This window comes from Halomonas flagellata (genome assembly GCF_022487945.1).
Taxonomy (GTDB): domain Bacteria; phylum Pseudomonadota; class Gammaproteobacteria; order Pseudomonadales; family Halomonadaceae; genus Halomonas; species Halomonas flagellata.
Window position 1 is genome coordinate 123,697 of the sequence record NZ_JAKVPY010000010.1, and the last position, 20,554, is coordinate 144,250.

The following is a 20,554-nucleotide window of genomic DNA, read 5'->3' on the forward strand; positions in this document are numbered from 1 at the left end:
CGCTTTCCATGTCACTGACCCATCTCAATACCCGCGGCGAAGCCCATATGGTCGACGTTGCCGACAAGCCGGAGAGCCGGCGCGAGGCGAGCGCCTCGGGACGCATCCGCATGCAGCCGGCGACCCTGGCGCTGCTCGCCGAGGGCGGCCTGCCCAAGGGCGACGTGCTGGCCACCGCGCGCATCGCCGGCATCCAGGCCGCCAAGCGGACCCACGAACTGATCCCGCTGTGTCATGCCCTGGCGCTGTCGAAGGTGGCCATCGACTTCCGCCTCGACGAGGCCGCCTCCTGTGTCGAGGTCACCGCCACCTGCCGGCTCAACGGCCGCACCGGGGTGGAGATGGAGGCGCTGACCGCGGTCTCCGTGGCCTGCCTGACCCTCTACGACATGTGCAAGGCGGTGGACAAGGGGATGGAGATCGGCGCCATCCACCTCGATGCCAAGAGCGGCGGCCGCTCGGGCGACTATCGCCGTGACGGCGACGCCGTCGCTCCGGTCGCGCCCATCGTTACCGGCGAGGGCAGTGCCGGGGAGGTGTCGGTGGGTAACCGCTGCGATATCGCCTCGCCCTGTGTGCGGGTCAAGTGCCTGGCCGAGCTGCGCGAGCGGCTCGGCGTCGGCGATCTTTCGGTGCCGTTCGACAGCCTGGCGAGTGCCGACGTGGCCGGCCTCAAGGCGGCCCTCAAGGTGCTCGACCCGCGCTTCTCGCGGCTCGACGAGGGGCGGGTGCTGTGTGCGGTCAATCAGGTGATGGCCGCCGACGACACGCCGATCACCAACGAGGACGAGGTCGCCTTCTTCCCCCCGGTGACCGGAGGCTGAGCATGATTCGTGTCCAGGAGGCGCCCTTCGATGCGGGCGTCGAACAGCAGGCGCTGCTGGCGGGTCGCACCGACGTCGGCGCCGTGGTCAGCTTCACCGGGCTGGTGCGCGACTTCAACGAACGCCCCGAGGTCACGGCCCTGACCCTCGAGCATTACCCCGGCATGACCGAGGCGGCCCTGGACGAGATCGTCCAGGAAGCCGAGGGGCGATGGCCGCTCGAGGGGCTGCGCCTGATCCACCGGATTGGACGCCTCGCCCCGGGAGACCCTATCGTGTTGGTGGTGGTCGCCAGTGCCCATCGGCGTGCCGCCTTCGAGGCCTGCGACTTCATCATGGATTACCTCAAGACCCGCGCCCCGTTCTGGAAGAAGGAACACGCCACCGACGGCGACTACTGGGTGTCAGAGCGTGATTCGGATCACCAGGATGCCCACCGCTGGGAGACATGACGATGGCACTAACCGATGAGCTGATCGACGACTTCGGAAGGCGGGTGCGCTACGTGCGCATCTCGGTCACCGATCGCTGTGATTTCCGCTGCGTCTACTGCATGAGCGAGGAGATGACCTTCCTGCCCCGTGCCCAGGTGTTGACGCTGGAAGAGCTGGCGCTGGTGGCGCGGGCCTTCATCGAGCTCGGCGTGGAAAAGGTGCGCCTGACCGGAGGCGAACCCCTGGTGCGTCGCGACATCGACCGACTGGTCGAGGATATCGGCTCGCTGCCCGGGCTCAGGGATTTCGCCATGACCACCAACGGCGCGGGGCTCGGCAAGTATGCCCATCGGCTCCGCCAGGCCGGACTCAAGCGGCTCAACATCAGCCTCGACTCCCTGGACCCGGAGCGCTTCCGTCGCCTGACCCGCACCGGCGACCTGGCCAAGGTGATCGATGGCATCCACGCCGCCCGGGAGGCCGGCTTCGATCGCATCAAGCTCAACGCGGTCATCCTCAAGGGGCGCAATGACGACGAGGTGATCGAGCTGGTCGATTTCGCGCGACGGGAAGGGGTCGACATCAGCTTTATCGAGGAGATGCCACTGGGGGACGTCTCGGACCATAACCGGGACGAGACCTACTGCTCCAGCGACGAGGTGCAGGCGCTCATCGAGACTCGCCACCAGTTGATCCCCACCACCGAGACCACCCTGGGGCCCTCGCGCTATTTTCGCATGCCCGACAGCGATACCCGCGTCGGCTTCATTTCGCCCCACAGCCACAATTTCTGCGCCACCTGCAATCGGGTTCGGGTGACCGTGGAAGGGCGCCTGCTGCTCTGCCTCGGCAACGAGCACTCGGTGGACCTGCGGGAGGTGCTGCGGCGTCATCCGGGCGATATCGAGACCCTGAAGGAACGCATCGTCGCGGCCATGCCCCTCAAGCCCGAGCGCCATCATTTCACCACCGACGGCGATGTCCAGGTGGTGCGCTTCATGAACATGACCGGTGGCTGAATGCCGAATTCATTCGCTTCCCATTCGAAGACGGCGCCAGGATGGCGCCGTCTTCGTGTGAGGATCCCCCAAGGGAACCACGGGGATTGGCCGATGGTTCGATGAAAATAATTGCACGTATTTTCTTGCCAAGTCACGAAGGGTGCATATACTTTTGACGTACAGTGTCATGAATAACCTTTTTCGTTCAATCGCATGGAGGGGGCCAATGTCCAGCGAATCCCTGGAGCGCATCGCTCGCAACAAGAACGTGGCTCGAGCCGCGGCACGCCAGTTGAGCATGGAACAGCTCCATAAGCTGGCAGAGGTGATCGGCGAGGTCATCGAACAGAAGAAGGACGAAGAGCTGCAACGTCAGGAAGAGGAAGCGCAGAAGGAGCGCAAGCTGGCCGAGATACGCGAAGCGCTCAACGACGCCGGTCTTTCGCTCGATGACCTGGTGCCCGAACAACCCCGCCGCAAGCGCGGTCGTCCACCGAAGAATGCCAACGCCAACAAGGCGTAAGTCATGTCGTAAGCGACATCGCCTCGACGGGTAAGGGTCGAAGGGAAGGAGTCGGCAGGATCGACAGGATAAGAGAGGCGAACCTTCGGGTTCGCCTCTCGGCTTTTCGGGGAGCATCCGGCGGGCCGGGTGCCGGGGACGTTCAGTCGAGGTCGCTGAAGCTGGGGGCCTCCACCGCCAGGATCTGCAGGTGAATCTCCGGTACCCGGCGCAGGTGATCGGCGAACCAGGCCAGCAGTTTCGGCTGCAGTGCCAGGCGCAGCTCGGCGAGGGTCTCGGCACGCAGCTCCGGCAGTTGCATGTCGAGCCAGTCGGCGAAGGCGTCCTCATCGAGGTGGCCGGTCTGGCTCGTATCGAGCATCAGCCGGCCGATGCGCGTCCAGCCACGCTCCTCGGTGGCGGTGACCGAGAGGGCCAGATAGAGGCTGCCATGGCGCGAGCGGGTCGTCTCGCCGGCCAGGCCGGGCAGTGGCGTCACGGCGTCCTGGCTGACGATGCAGGGCGGCTGGGGGTGACGGGCCTCCAGGGTCAGGCCATCGGCGTCCAGGCGGATCAGGTCGCCATTGGTCGGGATCAGCGGGGTGCGGATGTCCAGCGATTCGGCCAGTGTCTGGTGGGCCTGCTGGTGGCGTGGCTCGCCATGCACCGGCAGCAGGTGGCCGGGTTTCACCCAGCCGTAGAAGGTGCGCAGCTCCTCCCGGGCCGGGTGTCCGGAGGCGTGCAACTCGGGGTGATTGAATTCGTCGAGCAGGGCGACGCCGAGGTGCCTGAGGCCGGCCTTGAGCCGTTCGATCAACAGCTCGTTGCCGGGAATGGCCCTGGCCGAGAAGATCACGCTGTCACCCCGGCCCAGCTCGAAGGTCGGATGGCGCCCCCGGGCCAGGCGATGGAGCGCGGCGCGGGGCTCGCCCTGGCTGCCGGTGGCGATCACCAGCACCTCCTCCGGCGGCAGGTAGCCGAGGTCGCTCACCGGCACCAGCGGCGGGAAGTCGTCGAGGTAGCCGAGCCCGCGGGCCACGCCCACCATGCGCTCCATGGAGCGTCCCATCAGGCTGACCCGTCGGCCGCAGCGCTCGGCGGCGCGGCCGATGGCCAGCACCCGGGCCAGGTTGCTGGCGAAGCAGGAGACCACCACCCGCCCCTCGCAACGGGCGATGGCGTGTTCCAGGGCCACGGCGACCTCACCCTCGCTGCGGGAATGGCCGGGCAGCGGCGCATTGGTCGAGTCACCCACCACCAGGTCCACCGGGGCGATGGCCCGGAAGGTCGAGGCGGACACCGGTGCGCCGATCAGCGGCTCGGGGTCGAGCTTCCAGTCGCCGCTGTGCAGCACCCGATGGTCGCCGGCGCTGATCAGCAGCGCGCAGCTTTCGGGAATCGAGTGGGTCAGCGGCAGGTAGCGCAGGGTGAAGGGGCCGGACTCCAGGGCCTCGCCGGGCGCGATGACCCGGATGGCATCGGTGGCGAGGCCGCGCGCGGCGAACTTGGCCCGCAGCAGGCCGGCGGCCAGCGGGGTGGCGTGGATCGGACACCCCCACTGTGGCCAGAGCCAGGCGGCCGCCCCGATATGGTCCTCGTGTCCGTGGGTGATGATCAGTGCCCGGGGGGTGATGCCGAGCGTCGTCAGGCTGTCCAGGTTGGGCACCTGCAGCGGGCTGTCGGGCAGGTCCTGGCGGATCATCATGCCGCAGTCCACCGCGATCCAGTGCGACTCGAAGCCATAGAGGCTCAGGTTCATGCCGATCTCGCCGCAGCCGCCGAGTGGCAGGAAGTGCAGGGGAGGGCGGCGACGGGGGCGGATCTGGACACGAGGTTGGGGCATCGGGGGAGTGCAAACCATGGAAAGTATGCGCTTCACTATACGGGATCGCCGCCGAGGGTCACAACGAAGCGGCCGTGCCGACGGCGGCGGCATTCGCTACAATGCCGTCCTTGTTCCTGTTGTTTTCAGCCAGCGACGGTCATTCGATGTCACACTATTATCGCCTGGTGGTCTCCTGCCCCGACCGCGTGGGGATCGTCTCCCGGGTCTCCGGTTTCATCGCCGGTCATGGCGGCTCGATCACCGAGGCCAGCCAGCACTCCGACCTGGAGGCAGGCCGTTTCTTCATGCGCTACGAGATCCTCGCCGACTCGATCGGGATGGACGCCGCGGCCCTGCGCGTGGCCTTCGCCCCGGTGGCGCGGGAGTTCGGCATGCAGTGGGCGCTGACCGATACCCGGCGCCGCCCGCGGGTGGTGCTGATGGTCTCCCGGGAGTCCCACTGCCTGGTGGACCTGCTCTACCGCTGGACGGCCGGCGAGCTCGACTGCGACATCCCCTGCGTGATCTCCAACCACCAGGACCTGCGCGGCCTGGTGGAGTGGCACGGCATTCCCTACCACCATGTGCCGGTATCCCCCGGCGACAGGGGCGGGGCCTTCGCCGAGATGCAGCGCCTGGTCGAGGAGGCGCGTGCCGACAGCGTGGTGCTGGCGCGCTACATGCAGATCCTGCCGCCGGCCCTCTGCGAGCAGTATGCCGGCCGGGTCATCAACATCCACCACAGCTTCCTGCCCTCCTTCGCCGGGGCCAAGCCCTATCACCAGGCCTACGAGCGCGGCGTCAAGCTGATCGGCGCCACCTGCCACTACGTCACCGAGGAGCTGGACGCCGGGCCGATCATCGAGCAGGACATCCACCGGGTCAGCCACTGCCACACCCCGCATGACCTGGTGCGCTTCGGCCGCGACGTGGAGAAGGCGGTGCTCGCGCGCGGGCTGCGCTGGCACCTGGAGGATCGGGTACTGATCCACGGCAACAAGACCGTGGTGTTCGCCTGACGGAGCCTCGCGATGTCCTTCGCTGCCCCGGTGCTCTCGCCCTGGCTGCTGCTGGTCGCCTCCCTGGTGTCGCTGGGGACGATCGGCCTGGCGCTGGCCCAGCGTCCCTGGCGGGCGCTGCTCGCCGACCACGCCCTGCAGCATCGCTGGCTGGCCGCCACCCTGGCCGTCACGCTGCTCTGGCAGCTGCGCGCCCAGGCGGTCGACTGGCTGACCCTGCACCTGATGTTCACGGCACTGCTGACCCTGGTGTTCAAGGCGCCGCTGGCGCTGCTCTCCTGCCTGCTGGCCAACCTGGCGATGGTCGTGCTGGGGCGAGTCGCCTGGCCGCTGCTCGGGGTCAACCTGCTGGTCACGGGGGTGGTGCCGGTGCTGGTGATGGTGCTGGTCTGGCGGCTCGTCGACCGGCGCCTGCCGGATAACCTGATGGTCTTCCTGTTCGTCTGCGGCTTCTTCGGCACGGCCCTGGCCACCCTGGCGGCGGGGCTCTCGGCGGTGGGGCTGATGGCACTGGGGGCCAGCGACCCCGAGGTCATGCACCAGGCGCTCGAGTACGCCCGTTTCCTGCCGCTGCTGATGCCCTCCGAGGCCTTCATCACCGGGATGCTGCTCAGCATCCTGCTGGTCTACCACCCCCGTTGGGTGGCGACCTTCAATGACCACCGCTATATCGATACCAAGTAGCCAGGGTCGGCGTCATTGCCTCTCCGCGAATATCTCGACGATGGCAGTATGTTCGACGGAGAAGCTGCCGTGGCCCGACCCTGAGGCCTCCCCAGAAACATTTCAGCATTATCAATGTGTTGGGCATGGGTGGGTGGCAGGTTGCCAGCGCTGCCGGTCCCTATGGGGTCAGACCCCGGCGGCGTCGAATCCGCTCGCAAGACGCACCATGACGGGCTTCGCGACTTGGCTGGGGTCTGACCCCATAGGGGCATCCTCGGCGTCTTTTTCGGCGAACAAGCTATCAACGTCGAGAAAAATGTGGGGATTCGGCAGGGTCTGACCCCAAAGGGCCTCCCAGCACTGGCGGCTCATCCCGGAGCGCTCTCATTCCCCCTAGGGGGCTCACTCGATCGGCAGGACCAGCTGGCGCCGGGCGTCCTCGGGCACCAGCCGGGCGCCGACGCCGAGCAGTCGCACCGGGCGGCGGGCCCTGGCCCAGGCCTGCTCGAGCAGGCGGGCGTAGCTCTCCGGGGTGGGCAACAGCCCCCGGCTCTCCAGGGTGGTGAGGCTGAAGTCGTCGAAGCGCACCTTGACGAAGATGCCCGCCAGCGGCGGGTGGCCATGGCGGGCCAGGCGCGCCTCGAGCCGTTCGCACAGCGATGCCAGGGCGGCCTGGCAGCTCGCCAGGTCGGGCAGGTCGCGCTCGAAGGTGGTCTCCGCGCTGATCGACTTGCGCTCGCGCTCGACGCGCACCTCGCGCTCGTCGATGCCGCGGGAGAGCTCGAACAGCCGTCGGCCGAACTTGCCGAACTCCTCGAGCAACCGCTCCAGCGGCACCCGGCGAAGCTCCTCGCAGGTGGTGATGCCCAGGGCATCGAGCCGCGCCCCGGTGGCCGGGCCGACGCCGTGCAGCTTCTTGACCGGCAGGGGCCTGACGAAGTCGTCGACCCGCGCCGGGGGGATCACCGTGAGGCCGTCGGGCTTGTCCCAATCGCTGGCGATCTTGGCCAGGAACTTCGAGGGCGCCACGCCCACCGAGACGGTGATGCCGGTGCGGGCCAGGCACTCCCGCTTGAGCCAGTGGGCCATCCAGGTGGCGCTGCCGGAGAAGCGCTCGACCGCGGTGACATCGAGGAAGGCCTCGTCCAGCGAGAGCGGCTCCACCAGGGGCGTGAGCTCGTGGAAGATCGCCTGGATCCGCCGCGAGACCTCGCGGTAGCGGTCGAAGTCGCCGGGGAGCAGGGTCAGGTGGGGGCAGAGGCGAAGCGCCCGGGCGGTGGGCATCGCCGAATGGATGCCGAAGGCCCGCGCCGGGTAATTGCAGGTGGCGATCACCCCGCGGCGCTCGCGACTGCCGCCGATCGCCAGCGGGATGTCGCGCAGGCTGGGGTCGTCGCGCATCTCCACCGCGGCATAGAAGCAGTCGCAGTCGGCGTGAAGGATCTTGCGCTCAGCCGAGGGCCTGGCCATTACCACCGCGGATCACCCCAACCCCGATACCCTCGATCTCCAGTTCATGCTGGCGCAGGTCGACCTCGATGGGAGGGAAGTCGGGGTTCTCGGCGGCGAGGGTGACCCGATGGCCGTGGCGATGGAAGCGCTTCACCGTCACCTCGTCCTCGAGGCGCGCCACCACGATCTGGCCGTCGCGCACCCGGTCGGTCCGGTGCACGGCGAGCAGATCGCCCTCCAGGATGCCCACGTCCTTCATCGACAGGCCGCGCACCTTGAGCAGGTAGTCGGCGCGGGGAGTGAAGTACTCCGGGGGCAGGGGGCAGTAGCGATCGATATGCTCGGCGGCCAGGATCGGGCTGCCAGCGGCCACCTCGCCGATGATCGGCAGCCCCTGGGTGGCGGCCGTCTCGCCCTCGACGGCCTCGGGCTCCTGGGCGGGCAGGCGGATGCCGCGGGAGGTGCCGGGGATCATGCGGATCACCCCCTTGCGCTCCAGGGCCCGCAGGTGCTCCTCGGCGGCGTTGGGGGAGCGGAACCCCAGGGCCCGGGCGATCTCGGCGCGGGTCGGCGGGTAGCCCTGCTCGTGGATGGTCTTGACGATGAAGTCGTGGACGTTCTGCTGGCGCGGGGTCAGGGGGCGTGTCATACGACCTCCGGGTGGCGGTGGGTGGCGATCGGGAGTCCGGATCACCCATTCATTGGTCAAGTATACAGCATGGAAGTTCATCCAGTAAAAGTCCGGCGACCTGGGTCGCGTTTGAAACACCGCTCGTCGATTTAGCGTTGAGGGGCGGCCCTTGCCTGACGTACAATCCCGTCACGTTTAAAACAGCTGTTTCCAGGCAGGGTGTCATCGCTCATGGGTCAGACCGATACCGTCACGCGGATCCTCGATACGGCCGAGGTGCTGTTCGCCGAACGCGGCTTCGCCGAGACGTCGCTGCGCAATATCACCAGCAAGGCCAGGGTCAACCTGGCGGCGGTCAACTACCATTTCGGCTCCAAGAAGTCGCTGATCCAGGCGGTCTTCTCTCGCTACCTGGATCCCTTCACCGAGCGCTTTCACGGCGCCCTGGACGAGCTCGAGGCCCGCTACGCCGGCCAGGTGATCCCCCTCGAGGTGCTGCTCGAGACCATGGCCCGCACCGTGCTCGAGGTGCCCGCCGAGCGCAACAGCCTCAAGGTGTTCATGCGCCTGCTCGGGCTCGCCTACAGCCAGGCCCAGGGCCATCTGCGCCGCCATATCCAGGACGAGTACGGCAGCGTCTTCACTCGCTTCAGCGAACTCGTCCGCCTGGCCACCCCGGACCTGCCCGATACCGAACGCTTCTGGCGCCTGCACTTCGTGCTGGGTACCGTCATCTTCACCCTCTCGGGGCTGGATGCGCTACGCGACATCGCCGAGAAGGACTACGGCGAGCATGTCTCGGTGCGCGACCTGATCCGTCGCCTGCGTCCCGTGGTGGTGGCGGCGATGAACGCGCCGCTCCCCGAGCCCGTCGAGCCCAGGGCCGAGGCGAGCTGATGCACACCCCGCGACTCGACGACCTGCCCCCCGCGCAGGGCCACTGGCTCGAGATCGACACCGCCGGGCAGCGGCTGGTGGTGTGGCGTGGGCGCGAGCCACTGGGCGACTACCCGGTCTCCACCGGGGCGGCCGGCACCGGCCAGCGCGAGGGCAGCGGCCAGACTCCGCTGGGCTGGCACTACGTGCGGGCCGCCATCGGCGCCGGCCAGCCAGCCGGCACGGTGTTCCGCGGCCGTCGCCCCACCGGCGAGGTGTTCTCCCCGGCACTGGCCACCGCTCACCCGGGGCGCGACTGGATCCTGACCCGCATTCTCTGGCTGTGCGGCCTCGAGCCCGGCCACAACCGTGGGGGTGACGTCGACTCCCAGCGTCGCTATATCTATCTGCACGGCACGCCGCCCGATCAGCTCATGGGCGAGCCCCGGTCCCACGGCTGCATCCGCCTGCGCGACGCCGACCTGCTGGCCGTCTTCGAACTGGCCGTGCCCGGCACCCCGGTCTGGCTCCACGACTGAGCGGCCCCGTTCGGCTGTCCCGGCGGGTGACTTTGTTCTAGAATCTGCCCCCTTCCACGCCAAGGAGCATGACCATGACCCAGTCCCTCGGCCCGGTGATGCTGGATCTGGACGGTCCCCGCCTGACGCACGAAGAGCGCGAATTACTGGCACGCCCCGAGGTCGGTGGCGTGATCCTGTTCGCCCGCAACACCGAATCGGCCGCCCAGGTCCGCGAGCTGTGCAGCGAGATCCGTCGGGTCCGGCCCGAGCTGCTGCTGGCGATCGACCAGGAGGGGGGGCGGGTGCAGCGCCTGCGCGAGGGGGTCACCCGCCTGCCCGCCATGGGGCGGCTGGGGCGCGACTTCGCCGCGCTGCCGGAGGTGACCGTGCGGCTCTGCCAGGATACCGGCTGGCTGCTGGGCATGGAGATGGCGGCCTGCGGTCTCGACCTCAGCTTCGCGCCGGTGCTGGATGTGGACCGCGGGCTCTCCACGGTGATCGGTGATCGCAGTTTCTCCGGCGACCCGCAGGCCGTGGCGGCGATGGGCGGTGCCTTCGTCGAGGGGTTGCACGAGGCCGGCATGGTGGCGGTGGCCAAGCACTTTCCCGGCCACGGCGGGGTGGCGGCCGACTCCCACCATGCCTTGCCCGTCGACGAGCGTCCGCTCGACGAGTTGCGCGCCCACGACCTGGTACCCTTCAAGGCGCTGGCGACACGGCTCGGCGCCGTGATGCCGGCCCATGTGGTCTATCCCGCCTTCGACCCGCGCCCGGCCGGTTTCTCCCCGGCCTGGCTGGGGCTGCTGCGCGAGAGCCTGGGCTTCAAGGGCGTGATCTTCTCCGACGACCTGAGCATGGCCGGCGCCCGGACGGCCGGCACCCCCGCCGAGCGGGCGCAGGCGGCCCTGGCGGCCGGCTGCGACATGTTGCTGGTGTGCAACGACCGCGCCGCGGCGCTGGAGGTGCTCGACGCCTGCCAGGGGAGAGTCTCCCGGCGCCTGCTCAAGCTGCGCTACGCCCGCGCCCGGCCCGATCTCGCCGCCCTGGGGGCGCTCTCCCGCTGGCGCCGCGTGCATGCCCGCCTGGAGGCCCTGGCGGTCCACTGAGTTATTCCTGTTCCCTCCGTACCCACGCCGACCGCGAGCCGATAGCCGATGCCCAAACTCGACGCCGATTTTCACCAGTCGCTCTCCGACATGCGCGACGTCATGGACAACGCCGACTGCCTGATCACCCAGGCCGAGGTCGAGCGCGCCCTGGACCGCATGGCCGACGAGATCACCCGTGACCTCGGCGACAAGCTGCCGGTCTTCTACTGCGTGATGAACGGCGGCCTGATCACCACCGGCCACCTGTTGACCCGGCTCGGCTTCCCGCTCGAGGTCGACTACCTGCACGCCACCCGCTACCGCGGCGGCCTGCGTGGCGGCGAGCTGTTCTGGCGCGTCTCGCCGGAGATTCCCATGGCCGGCCGCCATGTGGTGATCGTCGACGACATCCTCGACGAGGGCGCCACACTCGCCGCCATCCTCGCCTATTGTCGAGAGGCCGGGGCGGCGAGCATCGCCACCGCGGTGCTGGTCGACAAGCAGCACGCGCGCAAGGCGGTGCCCGGACTCAAGGCCGACTACTGCAGCCTGGAGGTGGTCGACCGCTACGTCTTCGGCTTCGGCATGGACTACAAGGGCTACTGGCGCAACGCCCCGGGGATCTTCGCGCCCAAGGGATTGTAGGCGGAGGAGCAGGGCACGGGGCGGCAGCCGCCAGGGTCGGCGCCATGCCCCCTCGGGGGCTGATCCTGAGGCCACCCCAGAAACATTTCAGCATTATCAATGTGTTGGGAATGGGTGGGTGGCAGGCTGCCAGCGCTGCCGGTCCCTATGGGGTCAGACCCCGGCGGCGTCGGAAGCCGCTCGCAAGGCGCACCATGACGGGCTTCGCGACTTGGCTGGGGTCTGACCCCATAGGGGCGGCCTCGGCGCCTTTTTCGGCGAACGTGCTGCCATCGCCGGGATATTCGTGGGGATTCGTCAGGGTCTGACCCCCTAGGGGCGGGCCTCGGCGCCTTTATTCGGCGAATGTGCCGCCATCATCGAGAAATTCGTGGGGAGACCCCATAGCGTCAGCCCAGCCCCAGCTCGTGGGTGGCTTCCTCGCGCATCTTGAACTTCTGGATCTTGCCGGTGACGGTCATCGGGAACTCGTCGACGAACTTCACGTAGCGCGGGACCTTGTAGTGGGCGATCTTGCCCTTGCAGAACTCCTTGAGCTCGTCGGCGGTGAGGGACTCGCCTTCGCTCAGCTTGACCCAGGCCATCACCTCCTCGCCGTACTTCTCGTCGGGCACGCCGATCACCTGGACGTCGGAGATGGCCGGGTGGGTATAGAGGAAGTCCTCGATCTCGCGCGGGTAGATGTTCTCGCCGCCGCGGATGATCATGTCCTTGATGCGGCCGACGATGGCCACGTAGCCCTCCTCGTCCATGGTCGCCAGGTCGCCGGTGTGCATCCAGCCGGCGCCGTCGATGGACCTGGCGGTGGCCTCCTCGTTCTCCCAGTAGCCGAGCATCACGCTGTAGCCGCGGGTGCACAGCTCGCCGGTCTCGCCGCGGGGTACCACGGCGCCGGTCTCGGGGCTGACCAGCTTGACCTCCAGGTGGGGATGGATGGTGCCCACCGTGGTCACGCGCTTCTCCAGCGGCGCGTCGGTCTGGGTCTGGAAGCTCACCGGGCTGGTCTCGGTCATGCCGTAGCAGATGGTGACGTCCTGCATGTGCATGCGCTCGATCACCTTGCGCATCACCTCGATGGGGCAGATCGAGCCGGCCATGACGCCGGTGCGCAGGGTGGAGAGGTCGTAGCGCTCGAAGTCCGGGTGTTCGAGCTCGGCGATGAACATCGTCGGCACGCCGTAGAGCGCGGTGGCCTTCTCCTCGGCCACGGCGCGCAGGGTCGCTTCCGGGTCGAAGCCGTCACCGGGATAGATCATGGCGGCGCCGTGGGTCATGCAGCCGAGGTTGCCCATCACCATGCCGAAGCAGTGGTAGAGCGGTACCGGGATCACCAGCCGGTCCCGCTCGCTGAAGCCCATGGTGCGGGCGACGAAGAAGCCGTTGTTGAGGATGTTGTGGTGGGATAGCGTCGCCCCCTTGGGGGCGCCGGTGGTGCCGGAGGTGTACTGGATATTGATCGGGTCGTCGAACTGCAGGGTCGCCTGGCGCTCGGCCAGCTGCTCGGCGGAGACCTCGTCGGCGTGGGCCAGCAGCCCCTGCCAGCTGAGCATGCCGGGCAGCGCGAGCTCGGCGTCGAGGCAGACCACCCGCTTCAGCTCGGGCAGCTTGGCACAGGAGAGGGGGGGCGGGGCCATCTCATCCTGGAGCTCCGGGGCCTTCTCTTCATGGAGCTCCGGGGCCAGCTCGGCCAGCGTGGCTACATAGTCGGAGCCCTTGAAGGCGCCCTGCAGGATCAGGGTCGAGGCGCCGGAGTGCTTGAGCGCATACTCGAGCTCGTGGGTGCGGTAGCTGGGATTGATGTTGACCAGGATGGCGCCGATCTTGGCGGTGGCGAACTGGGTGATGGTCCATTCGGCGCAGTTGGGTGACCAGATGCCGACCCGGTCGCCTGTCCCGACACCCACCGCCAGCAGGGCGCGGGCCGCCCGATCCACCGCCTGCTGCAACTCGGCCCAGGTGTAGCGCAGCCCCTGGTGCAGGCTGAGCAGGGCGTCGCGGTCGGGGAAGCGGGCGACGGTGTCGTCGAAGCAGTCGCCGATGGTCTGGCCCTTCAGGGGCGTGTCGCTGATGCCACTGACATAGCTGATCGGAGTGTGTTGGCGTGTCATCTTTTCCCGTCTCTTGTTGTTGCAATAGGGCGTGGTGGCGCAGGAGCGTCAGCGGCCGGTCGACTCCGTCTCCAGGCTGGCCAGGACTTCGCGGGCGCGGCTCTCCACATCGTCGAGCTCGCGATGCATCAGGCGGATGTCCTCGAGCTGGCGCTCCAGGTTGGCCCGCTTGTCGGCGAGGATCTCGAGCAGGCGCTTGAGCTGGCGCGCATTGCCGTCGGGCATGGCGTCGTACATCTCCACCACCTCGCGGATCTCGGCCAGCGAGAACCCCAACCGCTTGCCGCGCAGCGTCAGCTTGAGACGTACCCGATCCTTCTCGTGGTAGACGCGGGCCTGGCCACGGCGTTCCGGCGCCAGCAGGCCCTCCTGTTCGTAGAAGCGGATGGTCCGCGGCGTCACCTCGAACATCCGGGCCAGTTCGCCGATCGTATAGGTGCGACGCTGTCGGGACAGGCCGCCGTTGGACGGCTCCTGGGGGGCCGATGTGCGCTTGCTCATGAGCGTCTTCCTTTACTTTATATTGCCAGGCAGGGGCGCAACCGCCGCCACGTACCCGCAACACTAGCCGAGCTTTACGTTAACGTAAAGTGCTTGTCGACCATGGGCTGATGTGTGATAAACCTAGCAAGTGCTAGGTTGGTCGCTGGGCCTGCACGCGACAACGACAATGCACGCCAATCCACACTATGCCGAGACGAGGGTACCTCCATGGACTTTTCCCTGACCGACGATCAGAAGGCGCTGAGCCAGGCGGCCGCCGACTTCGCCAGGGCCGAGCTGGCCGAGCATGCCGCCGAGTGGGACGCCACCTCACACTTTCCGGTCGACGTCATTCGCCGGGCCGGGGAGGCCGGGTTCCTCGGCATCTACATTCCCGAAGAGCGCGGAGGCCTGGGGCTCTCGCGCCTGGATGCCTCGCTGATCTTCGAGCAACTCGCCCAGGGCTGCATCTCGACCACGGCCTATCTTACCATCCACAACATGGTCGCCTGGATGGTCGCCAGCTGGGGCAGCGAGGCCTTGCGCGAGCAGTGGGTCGATCGCCTGGTCAGTGGCGAATGCCTGGGGTGCTACTGCCTCACCGAGCCGGGTGCGGGCTCCGACGCCGCCAGCCTCAGGACCCGGGCGGTCCGCGAGGGCGACGACTACGTGATCAGCGGCTCGAAGATGTTCATCTCCGGCGCCGGCGCCAACGACGTGCTGGTGGTGATGGCGCGCACCGGCGACCCCGACAGCGGCGCCGGCGGCATCTCGGCGATCCTGGTGCCGGCCGATGCCGAGGGCATCGGCTACGGCAAGAACGAGGAGAAGATGGGCTGGAAGAGCCAGCCGACCCGCCTGGTCAGCTTCGATGCGGTGCGGGTCCCGGTGGGCAACCGCCTGGGCGCGGAGGGCGAGGGCTTCAAGCTCGCCATGAAGGGGCTCGACGGTGGCCGCCTCAACATCGCCAGCTGCTCCCTGGGCGCGGCCCAGCAGGCGCTCACCCTGGCCCGCAATTACCTCGGCGAGCGCAAGCAGTTCGGCCGCGAGCTCTCGAGCTTCCAGGCGCTGCAGTTCAAGCTCGCCGACATGGCCACCGAGCTCGTTGCGGCGCGGTTGATGGTGCGCCAGGCGGCCTGGCGACTCGACCAGGGCGACCCCGAGGCCACCGCCCACTGTGCCATGGCCAAGCGCTTCGCCACCGACATGGGGTTCACCGTCTGCAACGAGGCCCTGCAGCTCCACGGCGGCTACGGTTACCTCAAGGAGTTTCCCCTGGAACGCATGGTGCGTGACACTCGGGTGCACCAGATCCTCGAGGGAACCAACGAGATCATGCGCGTGATCGTCGCCCGCCGGCTGCTCGCCGACGGGGTGGTCGAGTCGCTTCAATAGCCAACAGGAGAACCTACTGATGTCGGATCTTGCAGTGATCTTCGACGAGCTGCCGACCCGTGACGGCGGGCGCATCGGGGTCGCCACCCTCAACGCCGCGAAGTCCCTCAACGCCCTGTCGCTGGAGATGATCCGCCAGCTCGAGGCCAAGCTCGAGGCCTGGGCGGTGGATCGCAGCGTGGTGGCGGTGTGGCTCGAGGGGGCCGGCGACAAGGCCTTCTGTGCCGGCGGCGACGTCGTCGCGCTCTACCGCTCGATGACCGAGGTGGGCGAGAATCGCGGCGCCGGTCGCGACAGCGTCTTCGCCGAGACCTACTTCAGCGCCGAGTACCACCTCGACTACCGCATCCATACCTACCCCAAGCCGCTGCTGGTGTGGGGCGACGGCATCGTCATGGGCGGCGGGCTCGGCCTGATGGCGGGCGGCTTCCAGCGGCTGGTCACCGAAACCACCCGCATCGCCATGCCCGAGATCACCATCGGCCTCTATCCCGATATCGGCGCCAGTTGGTTCCTGGGGCGGATGCCGCGCGGCGTGGGGGCCTACCTGGGGCTCACCGGTGCCCCGCTCAACGCCCGCGACGCCCTCGACCTGGGCCTGGCCGACCGCTTCGTCCCCCGCGAGCGCCGCGAGGCGCTGCTTAGCGCCCTGGAGGAGGCCGACTACGGCCAGCGCACCCCCCGGGACCTGCGCGCCGGCGTCCAGGCGGTGTTCAACGACATGGAGGATCGCAGCCGGGTTCCCGCCGGCCAGGTATGGCCGCATCTCGATCATATCCAGTCGCTGGTCGGGCATGTGGATGCCGCCACCGCCGTCAGGCGCATCCTCAGTGACGAGACCGACGACGCCTGGCTGGCCGCCAATCGGGCGCGACTCGAGGCCGGCTGCCCGATGAGCGCCCAGCTGGTGTGGCGCATGCTCGAGCGTCACGCCCACACCAGCCTGGCCGACGCCTTCCGCGACGAGCTCAGCCTCTCGGTGCAGTGCTGCCGCCGGGGCGAGCTGGTCGAGGGCGTGCGCGCCCTGCTGATCGACAAGGACAAGGCCCCCCGCTGGCAGCATGCGGACGCGGCCAGCGTCCCCGAAGAGGACATCCTGGCGCTGATGGCGCCGCTGTGGTCCGACGCGTCGCATCCGCTGCGCGATCTCGGCACGGGACATCGCCTCGGCTGACGCGCGGCCGGACCCCTACACTTCATAACGAAGGTAACCCCGCTTCGGGGTCAGACCCTTAACCCCACTTTGGGGTCTGACCCCAAATACAACTTAACAATCATCAGGAGCCAACCATGAACATCGCCTTTATCGGCCTCGGCAACATGGGCGCGCCCATGGCCACCAACCTGATCAAGGCCGGCCACCAGGTCCGTGTCTTCGATCTGGTCGAGAGCGCCATCCAGGCCCTGGAAGCCGAGGGCGCGACACGCGCCGAGAGCGCCGCGGCCGCCACCCGCGGTGCCGAAGTGGTCATCTCCATGCTGCCGGCCGGTGCCCATGTGCGCGGGCTCTACCTGGGCCGTGACGGCGAGGGCGGCCTGCTCGACGCCCTCGACCACAAGCCGCTGATCATCGACGCCTCGACCATCTCGCCCGAGGACGCCCGCCTCGTCGGGACCGCCGCCGCCGAGCGTGGCCTGACCTATCTCGACGCCCCGGTCTCCGGTGGGGTGGGCGGCGCCAAGGCCGGCACCCTGACCTTTATCGTCGGTGGATCGGAGGAGGGATACGCGCAAGCGAAGCCGGTGCTCGAGGGCATGGGCAAGAACATCTTCCATGCTGGCGAGATCGGCGCGGGGCAGGTGGCCAAGATCTGCAACAACATGCTGCTCGGCATCCTGATGAGCGGCACCGCCGAGGCCCTGGCGCTGGGCGTCAAGAACGGCATGGACCCCGCGGTGCTCTCCGAGATCATGAAGCAGAGCAGCGGCGGCAACTGGGCGCTCAACGTCTACAACCCCTGGCCCGGGGTGATGGAGGGCTCGGCGGCCTCCCGCGACTACCAGGGCGGCTTCCTCACCGACCTGATGGCCAAGGACCTCGGCCTGGCCTGGGAACTGGCGCTGGGCTCGAAATCGACCGTCCCCATGGGCTCCCAGGCGCGCAACCTCTTCGCCCTGCACAGCGCCCAGGGCAACGGCAGGCTGGACTTCTCCAGCATCCAGAAGCTCTACCGCGCCGGCGAGGATAAATCCTAACCCCGCCTTGGGGTCAGACCCCAAAATCCCCTTAGGGGTCAGACCCCAGCCAAGTCGCGAAGCCCGTCATAGTGCGTCTTGCGAGCGGATTCGCCGCCGCCGGGGTCTGACCCCCTAGGGCCCTCCCAACGCTGGCAACCTACCGCCAAGACACCCTCAACAATCTGATTTTTCAGCAGGATTCCTGGGGATCCCTCGGGCTCTGGCCCCCAGGGAGGCATCCTCGGCGCCTGAACCGAAGCGGGCAAAAGATCGCGGCAGGGGGTTGGCAGGGGCGTGTGTTTACTCTACATTTAATGAAAATGTAGAAATTATCGCCACCCGTCGAGGAACCCCGTCATGAGCCAGATCACCCCCGTCACCTGGGAAGACCCCCTCCGCCTGGTCGACCAGCTCAGCGAAGACGAGCGCATGGTCCAGCAGACCGCTTACGACTACTGCCAGGAGAAGCTGCTGCCGCGCGTGCTCGAGGCCAACCGCCACGAGCACTTCGACCGCGAGATCATGAACGAGATGGGCGAGCTGGGGCTGCTCGGCGCCACCCTCGACGGCTACGGCTGTGCCGGCCTGAACTACGTCAGCTACGGCCTGATCGCCCGCGAGGTGGAGCGCGTCGACTCCGGCTACCGCAGCGCCATGAGCGTCCAGTCGAGCCTGGTGATGTACCCGATCCACGCCTTCGGCAGCGACGCCCAGCGCGAGAAGTACCTGCCCAAGCTCGCTACCGGCGAGTGGGTGGGCTGCTTCGGCCTCACCGAGCCGGACCACGGCTCCGACCCGGGCGGCATGAGCACCCGCGCCACCCGCACCGAGAATGGCTGGCGCCTCAACGGCACCAAGACCTGGATCACCAACTCGCCCATCGCCGACGTCTTCGTAGTCTGGGCCCGCGACGACGAGGGCGTCATCCGCGGTTTCATCCTCGAGAAGGGCATGAGCGGGCTTTCCGCGCCCAAGATCGAGGGCAAGTTCAGCCTGCGCGCCTCGATCACCGGCCAGATCGCCATCCAGGACGTCGAGGTCGCCGACGCGCAGCGCCTGCCCGGCGTGCAGGGCCTCAAGGGTCCGTTCTCCTGCCTCAACCGGGCGCGTTACGGCATCGCCTGGGGCAGCATGGGCGCCGCCGAGGCGTGCTGGCACGCGGCCCGCCAGTACACCCTGGATCGCAAGCAGTTCGGTCGCCCGCTGGCCGCCAACCAGCTGATCCAGAAGAAGCTCGCCGACATGCAGACCGAGATCGCCCTGGGGCTGCAGGCGGCCCTGCGGGTCGGCCGGATGATCGACGACGGCCAGCTGGTGCCCGAGGCGATCTCGCTGATCAAGCGCAACAACTGCGGCAAGGCGCTGGACATCGCCCGCGTGGCTCGCGACATGCACGGCGGCAACGGCATCAGTGACGAGTACCACGTGATCCGCCACATGATGAACCTCGAGGCGGTCAACACCTACGAGGGTACCCACGACGTGCACGCCCTGATCCTGGGGCGGGCACAGACCGGCATCCAGGCCTTCGCCAATTGACGCTACAAACTACTGCGCTAGGCCATGCGGCGTTGAAATCAGCCTTAAAATGCTCATTTACAACCACGTAAACTCCGCTTTTTCGGCTGATTTCGCCTTGCCTGGCCGTCGCTCGTGACGTTTGTAATACCTCAATGGAGCATTTCATGAGTGGACCCCTGTCGGGCGTGGTGGTGCTGGATCTCTCGCGGGTGCTGGCCGGGCCCTGGGCCGGCCAGCTGCTGGCCGACCTGGGCGCCCGGGTGATCAAGATCGAGCACCCCGAGCGCGGCGACGACACCCGCGGCTGGGGCCCGCCCTGGCTGGCGGAAGACCTCGAGCGGGGCGGCGACGCCGAGCGGGTGGCGGCCTACTTCCTGTGCGCCAACCGCGGCAAGCGTTCGCTGGCCGTGGACATCGCCACGGAAGAGGGGCAGCGGCTGGTCCGCCAGCTGGCGAAGGGCGCCGACCTCCTGCTGGAGAACTTCAAGGTCGGCGGCCTGGCCAGGTACGGGCTCGACTATGCCAGCCTGCACGCCCTCAACCGGCGGCTGATCGGCTGCTCGATCACCGGTTTCGGCCAGGACGGCCCCTACGCCCATCGCGCCGGCTACGACTTCATGATCCAGGCCATGGGCGGACTGATGAGCCTCTCCGGCGAGCCCGACGGCATGCCGATGAAGACTGGCGTGGCGATCACCGACGTCATGACCGGGCTCTACGCCGCGGTGGGCGTGCTGGCGGCGCTGCACGAGCGCGAGCGCACCGGCGTCGGCCGCCATATCGACGTGGCGCTGCTCGACGTTCAGGTGGCCACCCTCGCCAACCAGGCCCTCAACGCCCTGGTCAGCGGCGTCTCGCCGCAGCGCCACGGCAACGCCCACCCCAATATCGTGCCCTACCAGGCCTTCGCCTGCGCCGACGGCCACCTGGTGGTCACCGTGGGCAACGACACCCAGTTCGCCCGCTTCGCCAGCCTGCTCGGCCACCCCGAATGGGCCGAGGACCCGGCCTATGCCACCAACGCCGCCCGGGTCGGCAACCGCGAGGTGCTGGTGCCGCTGATCGCGACGATCCTGCTCACCCGCGGGCGCGACGACTGGCTCGCCGAGTGCGAGGCCCGCGGCATTCCCGCCGGCCCCATCAATACCCTCAGCGAGGTGTTCGACGACCCCCAGGTACGCCACCGCGGCATGCGGCGTAACCTGCAGCGGGGCGAGCTCGAGGTGCCTCAGGTCGCCAACCCGCTGCGGTTCGACGGCGAGCCCGCCACCAGCGAGGTCGCCCCGCCGCGGCTCGGCCAGGACAGCGACGCCATCCTGGCCGAGATGGGCCTCACCGCGGACGACATCGCCCGGCTGAGACGGGCTGGCGTGGTGCGCTAAGAA

Annotated in this window: 20 protein-coding genes; 15 read left to right on the forward strand and 5 right to left on the reverse strand. The window is 68.2% G+C overall.

The genetic code is table 11. The features are described 5' to 3' along the window. Positions 1-8: 8 nt before the first annotated feature. From moaC to MKP05_RS10590, 4 genes are all read left to right on the forward strand, one after another. Entirely contained in the window at positions 9-824 is an 816-nt protein-coding gene (gene moaC, locus MKP05_RS10575) for a cyclic pyranopterin monophosphate synthase MoaC (RefSeq protein WP_240568243.1), read from the forward strand. 2 nt (positions 825-826) lie between these two features. After that, complete coding sequence (gene moaE / locus MKP05_RS10580) at positions 827-1,276, forward strand: molybdopterin synthase catalytic subunit MoaE (protein ID WP_240568244.1); 450 nt, start codon at positions 827-829, stop codon at positions 1,274-1,276. 2 nt (positions 1,277-1,278) lie between these two features. Further along, on the forward strand, positions 1,279-2,277 hold the full coding sequence (moaA, locus tag MKP05_RS10585; protein ID WP_240568245.1) for a GTP 3',8-cyclase MoaA: 999 nt from the start codon (positions 1,279-1,281) through the stop codon (positions 2,275-2,277). Between the two features lie 208 nt (positions 2,278-2,485). Continuing rightward, positions 2,486-2,782 (forward strand): H-NS family histone-like protein, encoded by a 297-nt coding sequence (locus MKP05_RS10590; RefSeq protein WP_110283943.1) that lies wholly within the window; start codon positions 2,486-2,488, stop codon positions 2,780-2,782. A gap of 142 nt (positions 2,783-2,924) precedes the next feature. Here MKP05_RS10590 and MKP05_RS10595 read toward each other — a convergent pair whose 3' ends face one another. After that, entirely contained in the window at positions 2,925-4,520 is a 1,596-nt protein-coding gene (locus tag MKP05_RS10595; RefSeq protein ID WP_240568266.1) for a ribonuclease J, read from the reverse strand. 230 nt (positions 4,521-4,750) lie between these two features. On the opposite strand from MKP05_RS10595, the gene purU reads away from it, so the two are divergent. Both purU and MKP05_RS10605 read left to right on the forward strand, forming a co-directional pair. Continuing rightward, positions 4,751-5,605, forward strand: a complete 855-nt coding sequence (purU, locus tag MKP05_RS10600) for a formyltetrahydrofolate deformylase (protein ID WP_110283944.1) — start codon at positions 4,751-4,753, stop codon at positions 5,603-5,605. Between the two features lie 12 nt (positions 5,606-5,617). Further along, positions 5,618-6,289, forward strand: coding sequence for an energy-coupling factor ABC transporter permease (locus tag MKP05_RS10605; RefSeq protein WP_240568246.1), 672 nt, complete (start codon positions 5,618-5,620; stop codon positions 6,287-6,289). A 384-nt stretch (positions 6,290-6,673) separates the two neighbouring features. Here MKP05_RS10605 and dinB read toward each other — a convergent pair whose 3' ends face one another. After that, the gene (gene dinB / locus MKP05_RS10610) at positions 6,674-7,741 is read right to left on the reverse strand and encodes a DNA polymerase IV (protein WP_110283947.1); all 1,068 of its coding nucleotides are present in this window, start codon (positions 7,739-7,741) and stop codon (positions 6,674-6,676) included. Then, on the reverse strand, positions 7,722-8,372 hold the full coding sequence (gene lexA, locus MKP05_RS10615) for a transcriptional repressor LexA (protein WP_110283948.1): 651 nt from the start codon (positions 8,370-8,372) through the stop codon (positions 7,722-7,724). Before lexA ends, dinB begins: the two co-directional genes overlap by 20 nt. A 213-nt stretch (positions 8,373-8,585) precedes the next feature. On the opposite strand from lexA, the gene MKP05_RS10620 reads away from it, so the two are divergent. From MKP05_RS10620 to MKP05_RS10635, 4 genes are all read left to right on the forward strand, one after another. Then, entirely contained in the window at positions 8,586-9,251 is a 666-nt protein-coding gene (locus MKP05_RS10620; RefSeq protein ID WP_110283949.1) for a TetR/AcrR family transcriptional regulator, read from the forward strand. Further along, on the forward strand, positions 9,251-9,769 hold the full coding sequence (locus MKP05_RS10625; RefSeq protein WP_240568247.1) for a L,D-transpeptidase: 519 nt from the start codon (positions 9,251-9,253) through the stop codon (positions 9,767-9,769). The genes MKP05_RS10620 and MKP05_RS10625 overlap by 1 nt, the downstream gene beginning before the upstream one ends. Before the next feature lie 74 nt (positions 9,770-9,843). After that, the gene (nagZ, locus tag MKP05_RS10630) at positions 9,844-10,857 is read left to right on the forward strand and encodes a beta-N-acetylhexosaminidase (protein ID WP_240568248.1); all 1,014 of its coding nucleotides are present in this window, start codon (positions 9,844-9,846) and stop codon (positions 10,855-10,857) included. Between the two features lie 48 nt (positions 10,858-10,905). Then, positions 10,906-11,484: a hypoxanthine-guanine phosphoribosyltransferase gene (locus MKP05_RS10635; RefSeq protein ID WP_110283952.1), complete on the forward strand. Its 579-nt coding sequence runs from the start codon at positions 10,906-10,908 to the stop codon at positions 11,482-11,484. 389 nt (positions 11,485-11,873) lie between these two features. On the opposite strand, the gene MKP05_RS10640 is transcribed toward MKP05_RS10635, so the two are convergent. Then, complete coding sequence (locus MKP05_RS10640; RefSeq protein WP_240568249.1) at positions 11,874-13,592, reverse strand: AMP-binding protein; 1,719 nt, start codon at positions 13,590-13,592, stop codon at positions 11,874-11,876. A 48-nt stretch (positions 13,593-13,640) separates the two neighbouring features. Continuing rightward, a complete protein-coding gene (locus tag MKP05_RS10645; protein WP_276316589.1) occupies positions 13,641-14,093 on the reverse strand; it encodes a MerR family transcriptional regulator in 453 nt (150 codons plus the stop codon). A gap of 210 nt (positions 14,094-14,303) precedes the next feature. Here MKP05_RS10645 and MKP05_RS10650 point away from each other — a divergent pair, with 210 nt between their 5' ends. The 5 genes from MKP05_RS10650 (at position 14,304) to MKP05_RS10670 (ending at position 20,551) form a co-directional block, all read left to right on the forward strand. Beyond that, a complete protein-coding gene (locus MKP05_RS10650; RefSeq protein ID WP_240568250.1) occupies positions 14,304-15,470 on the forward strand; it encodes an acyl-CoA dehydrogenase family protein in 1,167 nt (388 codons plus the stop codon). A 19-nt stretch (positions 15,471-15,489) separates the two neighbouring features. Further along, positions 15,490-16,644: an enoyl-CoA hydratase/isomerase family protein gene (locus MKP05_RS10655; protein WP_240568251.1), complete on the forward strand. Its 1,155-nt coding sequence runs from the start codon at positions 15,490-15,492 to the stop codon at positions 16,642-16,644. 116 nt (positions 16,645-16,760) lie between these two features. Continuing rightward, entirely contained in the window at positions 16,761-17,666 is a 906-nt protein-coding gene (gene mmsB / locus MKP05_RS10660; RefSeq protein ID WP_240568252.1) for a 3-hydroxyisobutyrate dehydrogenase, read from the forward strand. 339 nt (positions 17,667-18,005) lie between these two features. After that, positions 18,006-19,187: an acyl-CoA dehydrogenase gene (locus MKP05_RS10665; protein WP_240568253.1), complete on the forward strand. Its 1,182-nt coding sequence runs from the start codon at positions 18,006-18,008 to the stop codon at positions 19,185-19,187. A 146-nt stretch (positions 19,188-19,333) separates the two neighbouring features. Beyond that, a complete protein-coding gene (locus MKP05_RS10670) occupies positions 19,334-20,551 on the forward strand; it encodes a CaiB/BaiF CoA transferase family protein (protein WP_240568254.1) in 1,218 nt (405 codons plus the stop codon). Positions 20,552-20,554: the final 3 nt, after the last annotated feature.

Excerpts from the sequence above, each read along its gene's own strand:
- MKP05_RS10590 (WP_110283943.1), top strand. The coding sequence starts at position 2,486 with ATGTCCAGCGAATCCCTGGAGCGCATCGCTCGCAACAAGAACGTGGCT.
- MKP05_RS10635 (WP_110283952.1), top strand. The coding sequence starts at position 10,906 with ATGCCCAAACTCGACGCCGATTTTCACCAGTCGCTCTCCGACATGCGC.
- nagZ (WP_240568248.1), top strand. The coding sequence starts at position 9,844 with ATGACCCAGTCCCTCGGCCCGGTGATGCTGGATCTGGACGGTCCCCGC.
- MKP05_RS10665 (WP_240568253.1), top strand. The coding sequence starts at position 18,006 with ATGAGCCAGATCACCCCCGTCACCTGGGAAGACCCCCTCCGCCTGGTC.
- MKP05_RS10625 (WP_240568247.1), top strand. The coding sequence starts at position 9,251 with ATGCACACCCCGCGACTCGACGACCTGCCCCCCGCGCAGGGCCACTGG.
- moaE (WP_240568244.1), top strand. The coding sequence starts at position 827 with ATGATTCGTGTCCAGGAGGCGCCCTTCGATGCGGGCGTCGAACAGCAG.
- MKP05_RS10595 (WP_240568266.1), bottom strand. The coding sequence starts at position 4,520 with ATGAACCTGAGCCTCTATGGCTTCGAGTCGCACTGGATCGCGGTGGAC.
- MKP05_RS10655 (WP_240568251.1), top strand. The coding sequence starts at position 15,490 with ATGTCGGATCTTGCAGTGATCTTCGACGAGCTGCCGACCCGTGACGGC.
- MKP05_RS10620 (WP_110283949.1), top strand. The coding sequence starts at position 8,586 with ATGGGTCAGACCGATACCGTCACGCGGATCCTCGATACGGCCGAGGTG.
- moaC (WP_240568243.1), top strand. The coding sequence starts at position 9 with ATGTCACTGACCCATCTCAATACCCGCGGCGAAGCCCATATGGTCGAC.
- mmsB (WP_240568252.1), top strand. The coding sequence starts at position 16,761 with ATGAACATCGCCTTTATCGGCCTCGGCAACATGGGCGCGCCCATGGCC.
- MKP05_RS10645 (WP_276316589.1), bottom strand. The coding sequence starts at position 14,093 with ATGAGCAAGCGCACATCGGCCCCCCAGGAGCCGTCCAACGGCGGCCTG.
- MKP05_RS10605 (WP_240568246.1), top strand. The coding sequence starts at position 5,618 with ATGTCCTTCGCTGCCCCGGTGCTCTCGCCCTGGCTGCTGCTGGTCGCC.
- MKP05_RS10650 (WP_240568250.1), top strand. The coding sequence starts at position 14,304 with ATGGACTTTTCCCTGACCGACGATCAGAAGGCGCTGAGCCAGGCGGCC.
- purU (WP_110283944.1), top strand. The coding sequence starts at position 4,751 with ATGTCACACTATTATCGCCTGGTGGTCTCCTGCCCCGACCGCGTGGGG.
- lexA (WP_110283948.1), bottom strand. The coding sequence starts at position 8,372 with ATGACACGCCCCCTGACCCCGCGCCAGCAGAACGTCCACGACTTCATC.
- MKP05_RS10640 (WP_240568249.1), bottom strand. The coding sequence starts at position 13,592 with ATGACACGCCAACACACTCCGATCAGCTATGTCAGTGGCATCAGCGAC.
- moaA (WP_240568245.1), top strand. The coding sequence starts at position 1,279 with ATGGCACTAACCGATGAGCTGATCGACGACTTCGGAAGGCGGGTGCGC.
- MKP05_RS10670 (WP_240568254.1), top strand. The coding sequence starts at position 19,334 with ATGAGTGGACCCCTGTCGGGCGTGGTGGTGCTGGATCTCTCGCGGGTG.
- dinB (WP_110283947.1), bottom strand. The coding sequence starts at position 7,741 with ATGGCCAGGCCCTCGGCTGAGCGCAAGATCCTTCACGCCGACTGCGAC.